The sequence below is a fragment of the Mesorhizobium intechi genome (assembly GCF_002879535.1).
Taxonomy (GTDB): Bacteria; Pseudomonadota; Alphaproteobacteria; order Rhizobiales; family Rhizobiaceae; genus Mesorhizobium; species Mesorhizobium intechi.
Map to the genome: position 1 here is coordinate 1 of NZ_PNOT02000162.1, position 5,612 is coordinate 5,612.

At 62.7% G+C, this 5,612-nt stretch carries 6 protein-coding genes; 3 read left to right on the forward strand and 3 right to left on the reverse strand.

Annotated elements, in window-relative coordinates:
* The first annotated feature begins 72 nt into the window (after positions 1–72).
* The 3 genes from C1D09_RS13585 (at position 73) to C1D09_RS13595 (ending at position 3,419) form a co-directional block, all read left to right on the forward strand.
* On the forward strand, positions 73–1,107 hold the full coding sequence (locus C1D09_RS13585; RefSeq protein WP_143974806.1) for an extracellular solute-binding protein: 1,035 nt from the start codon (positions 73–75) through the stop codon (positions 1,105–1,107).
* A 96-nt stretch (positions 1,108–1,203) separates the two neighbouring features.
* Positions 1,204–2,631, forward strand: a complete 1,428-nt coding sequence (locus tag C1D09_RS13590) for an amidase (RefSeq protein WP_143974807.1) — start codon at positions 1,204–1,206, stop codon at positions 2,629–2,631.
* Between the two features lie 86 nt (positions 2,632–2,717).
* Complete coding sequence (locus C1D09_RS13595; RefSeq protein WP_143974808.1) at positions 2,718–3,419, forward strand: TetR/AcrR family transcriptional regulator; 702 nt, start codon at positions 2,718–2,720, stop codon at positions 3,417–3,419.
* A 108-nt stretch (positions 3,420–3,527) separates the two neighbouring features.
* On the opposite strand, the gene C1D09_RS13600 is transcribed toward C1D09_RS13595, so the two are convergent.
* The 3 genes from C1D09_RS13600 to C1D09_RS13610 form a co-directional block, all read right to left on the reverse strand.
* Positions 3,528–4,289 (reverse strand): MBL fold metallo-hydrolase, encoded by a 762-nt coding sequence (locus C1D09_RS13600; protein ID WP_143974809.1) that lies wholly within the window; start codon positions 4,287–4,289, stop codon positions 3,528–3,530.
* A 1-nt stretch (position 4,290) separates the two neighbouring features.
* Positions 4,291–5,355, reverse strand: coding sequence for an ABC transporter ATP-binding protein (locus tag C1D09_RS13605; protein WP_143974810.1), 1,065 nt, complete (start codon positions 5,353–5,355; stop codon positions 4,291–4,293).
* On the reverse strand, positions 5,352–5,612 hold a 261-nt coding region (locus C1D09_RS13610; protein ID WP_425463417.1), incomplete at its 5' end, for an ABC transporter permease. The genes C1D09_RS13610 and C1D09_RS13605, both read right to left, overlap by 4 nt.

A 5,612-nucleotide genomic window follows, 5' to 3' on the forward strand; every position in this document is an offset into this window, starting at 1 on the left:
GCCACGCTTGTTCATCAGCAGGAGGCGGACCGAGGCGGCGACGCCGCCGGTCCCAAAAATGGGAGCACTAGCATGAACTGGAAACTGACCGCGGCCTCCGTCGGGCTGTCGCTGCTCGCTGCAACAGGCGTTGCCCGCGCCGATGGCGAACTCAACATCTACAATTGGGGCAACTACACCAGCCCGGATCTGATCAAGAAGTTCGAGGAGACCTACAAGATCAAGGTCACCGTCACCGACTATGATTCCAACGACACCGCATTGGCCAAGGTCCGCCAGGGCGCGTCCGGCTATGACATCGTCGTGCCATCGGCCAACGTCGTGCCGGTCTGGATCAGCGAAGGTCTGCTTCTGGAAACCGACCCCAACAAGATGGAGAATTTCAAGAATGTCGATCAGCGATGGGTTGACGTTCCATTCGATCCGGGCCGCAAATACACTGTTCCGTGGCAGTGGGGGACGACAGGCATTTCGGTGAACAAGTCGGTGTATGCCGGCGACCCGAACACCTCGGCGATTTTTCTCGACCCGCCGCCGGAGCTTGTCGGCAAGATCAATGTCGTGCCCGAAATGGGGGACATCATGTTCCTCGCCATCGCCTATGAGGGCGGCAAATACTGTACCAAAGACATGCAGGTGCTGAAGAAGGTGCACGACAAACTGGTCGAGGCGAAGGCGAAATGGCTTTCGCTCGACTACGCGGCCGTCGACGGCCTGGGCCGGGGCGACATTGCCGCCGGCGTCAACTGGAACGGCATATCGCTGCGCGAGCGGCTACAGAACGACAAGATCGTTTACGGCTACCCCAAGGAAGGTTTTCCGATCTGGATGGACAATGTCGCCGTCCTCAAGGACGCCAAGAATGTCGAGAACGCCAAGCTGTTCCAGAATTTCATCATGGACCCGAAGAACGCCGCGATGATCTCGGCTTTCGCCGGCTACGCCAACGGCATCAAGGGCTCCGAGGCTTTCATGCCGGACGACATGAAGACGGCGCCGGAAGTGCACGTTCCGGCTGAATTTGCCGCCAAGGGCCAGTTCATGCCGGCCTGTCCATCGGATGTGCAGGCGCTCTACACGAAGATCTGGACCGACCTCCAGAAGTAGCGCGGCCGGCCGGACCCACCCAACAGCCACCGGGCCGCGGCGTGCGGTCCGGCGCCCTCCACGCCAGTGCGGTCTTGCGATCGCGGGAGATTTCAGATGTCCGATCTCGACCTCTGCTACATGCCGGCCCATGAGGCGCTGCGGCTGTTCAAGGCAAAGAAACTCTCGCCCGTCGAATTGATGCGGGCCACCATTCGCCGCGCCGAAGCCACCAGATCGGCGATCAACTGCTTCACCTTCACGTATTTTGAGGAAGCGATGAAGCTGGCCGCCAGAGCCGAGGCGAAATACGCCAGGGGCGCCAGGACCGGCGCGCTGGAAGGCCTGCCGATCGGCATCAAGGATGAGAGCTACATCAAGGGCAAGCCGACCTCGCATGGCTCGCTGCTGTCGAGGGACGCCATTGGCGGCCACACCTCGACGATGAACGAGCGCATCATGAAGGCCGGCGGCATCGTGCATGCCCGCACGGCGACGCCGGAATTCAGTTGTGCCGGATACACCTGGTCGAAGCGGTGGGGGGTGACACGCAATCCATGGAATCGCGATTTCACGCCAGGCGGTTCGTCGGGTGGTGCTGCTGCAACGCTCGCTTCTGGAACATCATCGATCGCTACCGGTTCGGACATTGCCGGATCGATCCGCATTCCGGCCTCGGCCTGCGGTCTTGTCGGCTACAAGCCGCCTTACGGTCGCAATCCCGATGAGCCGCCTTTCAACCTTGATTTCTACTGCCACACCGGGCCGTTGGCGCGAAACGTCAGGGATGCGATCCTGCTGCAGAACGTCATGGCGGGGCCGAGCCCGCTCGACATCGCCACGCTGCGTCCCAAATTGCGCCTGCCGCTCGACTACAAGCCGATCAAAGGCTGGAGAATAGCCTTTTCAATGGATCTCGGTTCCTTCGAGGTCGACCCCGACGTGCGTAGGAACACGCTCGCCGCCTGCGATGTGTTCCGCTCGCTCGGCGCCACGGTCGAGGAAGTCGACCTTGGCTGGGATGACGGGGTGCTCAAGGCCGGAATGGCCTATCTCGAGCACCTGTTCGGCGCGTCCCTGTCGCAACTGCTCGCGGAGCACGCCAGCGACATGACCAGCTATGCCCGGCGGTTTGCCGAGGACGGGCAGAAGTCAAAGGCCACCGACTTCGTCGCGACGTTGGATGTGGCGGCCAGGATGTACCAGACGCTCGGCCCGCTGCTGGAAACCTATGATGTGCTGATCTGCCCGACAAACGCGTTGCCCGCGGTACCGGCGGAGTTCGACCAGACCAGGGACAAGGTCGAAATCAACGGCAAGGAGGTGAACCCCTCGCTGGGCTGGGTGATGACGACGCCGTTCAACATGCTGAGCCGTTGCCCTGTTCTGTCCATACCGTCGGGCAACGCCGCCAGCGGCGTGCCGACGGGCATCCAGATCGTCGGCCGCACCTATAGTGATGCGGATGTCTTCCGGGCGGGGGTGGCCTATGAAACGGCCCGGGGGCAGTGGTATGGGAACACGGGAACACGCCCGTTGCTTTGAGCGATTCCGGGATGGGCCGGCGTGCGCATGGCAAGGCAATATATGCGGCAGGTATCTCCGCCGTGGGTTGGAAGGGCCTGACGAAAATGCCGCAACGCAAGGCCACCGCAAAGCCGGAAAAACGCAAGCTCGGGACGACCAAGGGCGCGGCAAACGATGCCGCGCCGCCCAAGGACCGCCGACGCGAGCGCGGCGAAGCCAGCGTGCAGCGCATCATCGACGCCACCATCGAGCTCATCGCGGAGGAGGGCCTGGCGAGCCTCACCATGCAGCGCATCGCCGAACATGTCGGCTCGTCCAACGCGCTGGTCGTCTTTCATTTTCGCAGCAAGGAAAACCTGTTCCGGGCTGTGCTTCAGTATCTCAGCGACCAGTATGACGCGCTGTGGATCAGCCTGGTGCGGGCGCCCGGCCTGCCGCCGGCCGAAAGGCTGCTGGGCGCCGTCGATTGTGCGCAGCGTTTCGCCCGGCAGCATCCCAAATGGGTGTCGGTCTTTGTCGTGTTCTCAAGCGACCGCAAGAGCATGCAGATCTACAATGAGATCGGCCTGCCGAGCGATCTCGCCTACACCGCCGAAGCGCGCGAGCTGCTGATCGAGATTTCCCGCAGCGGCGGCTATGCCGGCGTCGACATCAACACCTTGTCGGAGAGCCTGAATTATCTGGTTCACGGCGCATGGTACTGGGACCATCTGAACCCTTCGAGCCGCGACACCAACGTGCTGCGCAAGACCATGCTGCTCCTGCTGCACCAGGCATTCCCGCGGCACTTTGAATTGATGCCTTAGAGCAATTCCACGAAAAGTGTATGCGGTTTTCCGCCCGGAATTTGCGTCAAAACAAAGAGTTGGATCAGTTCGCCGGTTCCGTGAAACGGTGAACTGATCTCGTGTTTCTCAGGTGTGCCGCCGCAGGTGGCAGCCGGCCTGGCGTTTCTGCGCCAGGTACTCGTCGATCAGCTGGCGGTAGCGCACCTTGCCGAAGCTCGGGAAATGGCCGCCATGCACGACCGAGACGTCGAGCTCGCGCGTCGCGAGCAGAGTCTCGACATAGTCGGACATGTCCGAATGGTAGACATCGTCGATCAGCGGGCCGTCATAGATAATGTCGCCGGACAATAGTATGCCGGTCTTCTTCTCGTAGAGCGCGATGCCGCCCGGTGAATGGCCCGGTGTGTGGATCACCTCGAAGGCGCGGTCGCCGAGATCGACGATGTCGCCATGCTCGAGCAGACGGTCGGCCGGGGCAGGCAGGATCCGGTAGCGGGACGACTCCCAGCCTTGCGGCAATCCATCGAACATATCGTCGGTCGCATAGCGGTCAGCCACCGTCCACTCATTGCGCGGATCGGCGAGGATTTTCGCTTCGGCCCGGTGCACGCAACGGTCGGGAAATTCGTGATGACAGCCGATATGGTCGAAATGCGTATGGCTGGCGACACAGGTCAGCTTGCGTTCCGTGACCAGCGGCACATATGTGCGCAGGCTGAAATGGCCGAGACCGGTGTCGAACAGAAGGTCACGGTCGCGGCCGCGCACGTGCCAGATGTTGCAGCGGAAGAACGGTTTTATCCATGGCTCGTGGATCAGCGTGACGCCGTCCGCCATGCGGATGGCCTCGTACCAGTCTGGTGCGTCGATGACCGGAAGCGATCCCATTTCAGTCCGTCAGAACGATGATCTGGTCGGTATCGCACGAAACGGCAACCGTGTCGCCGGATTGGACGGTGGCTGTCGCCGGCAGCTTGGCGATGAATTGCAGCGAGGGGTCTTCGACGGAGGCGGCAAGCACGCGCTTGAAGCTGCCCTGGAAGACGACGTCGCCCACTTTCGCCATGCCGAGGCTTGCGGTGCCGGCGGCCCCGTCGAGCACGAGATGCTCCGGCCGGATGGCCAATGCTACAGCCGAACCCACAAGCAAGGCGCTGCGCACCAAGACCGGGCCGGCCGGCGTCGAGACCGTGCTTGTCCTGTCCCCGCGTTCCGTGACCTTGCCGGAAAGGATCGTGCTTTCGCCCATGAAGGTCGCCGAAAAACGTGTCGCCGGCCTGGCATAGACGCGCTCGGGCGGCCCTTCGTCCTCGATGCGGCCGTCATTCATCACCACGCAATGGTCGGCCAGCGCCATCGCTTCTTCCTGGTCGTGGGTGACATGGATGAAGGCGGTGCCGACCCGCTTCTGGATCGCCTTCAACTCGTCCTGCATCTGCCGGCGCAATTTCAGATCAAGCGCGCCGAGCGGCTCGTCGAGCAGCAGCACGGCAGGCTCGATGACCAGCGCCCGCGCTAGCGCCACACGCTGCCTTTGCCCGCCGGAGAGCTGGTGCGGCTTCTTGTCGAAGGCGGAGGCCAGCCCCACCAACGCCAGCGCCTCGCGCGCCTTTGCGGCCCGCGTCGCGCCATCGACGCCCTGCATGCGCAGCCCGAAGCCGACATTGCCGCCGACGCTCATATGCGGGAACAGCGCATAATCCTGAAACACGGTCGTCGTCGGGCGCCTGGCCGGTGGCACCGCGGTGCAGTCCTCGCCGCGGATGAACACCTTGCCTTCGCTGGGCATGACGAAGCCGCCCAGTATGGACAACAGCGTCGTCTTGCCCGAGCCCGACGGCCCAAGCAGGATGGTGTAGCTGCCGGACTCGATCCGCAACGACACGTTCTTCAGCACCGCCAGTTGCCCGAAACGGTGCGAGACGGCGCGGATGTCGACCAGAGGCGCGGTCATGCTTTTCTCCGGCGCAGCAATGTCAGTTCGAACAGCACGACCAGCACGATGGAAACGGCGAAGACCAGCGAACCGACGGCGTTGGTTTTCGGGTTGAGGCCCGAGCGCAGCAGGTTCCAGATCTCCACCGGCAGCGTGGTGTCGAAGCGGGTCAGAAGGAAGGAGATCACGAACTCATCCCAGGAGAAGGTCATCGACAGGAAGAAGCCGGCGAAGATCGCCGGCGCCATGACCGGCACGGTGATCAGCAGCAGCAC

Bases quoted from the DNA above. Each gene is read 5' to 3' on its own strand.
- C1D09_RS13585 (WP_143974806.1), top strand. From the start codon at position 73: ATGAACTGGAAACTGACCGCGGCCTCCGTCGGGCTGTCGCTGCTCGCT.
- C1D09_RS13590 (WP_143974807.1), top strand. From the start codon at position 1,204: ATGTCCGATCTCGACCTCTGCTACATGCCGGCCCATGAGGCGCTGCGG.
- C1D09_RS13595 (WP_143974808.1), top strand. From the start codon at position 2,718: ATGCCGCAACGCAAGGCCACCGCAAAGCCGGAAAAACGCAAGCTCGGG.
- C1D09_RS13600 (WP_143974809.1), bottom strand. From the start codon at position 4,289: ATGGGATCGCTTCCGGTCATCGACGCACCAGACTGGTACGAGGCCATC.
- C1D09_RS13605 (WP_143974810.1), bottom strand. From the start codon at position 5,355: ATGACCGCGCCTCTGGTCGACATCCGCGCCGTCTCGCACCGTTTCGGG.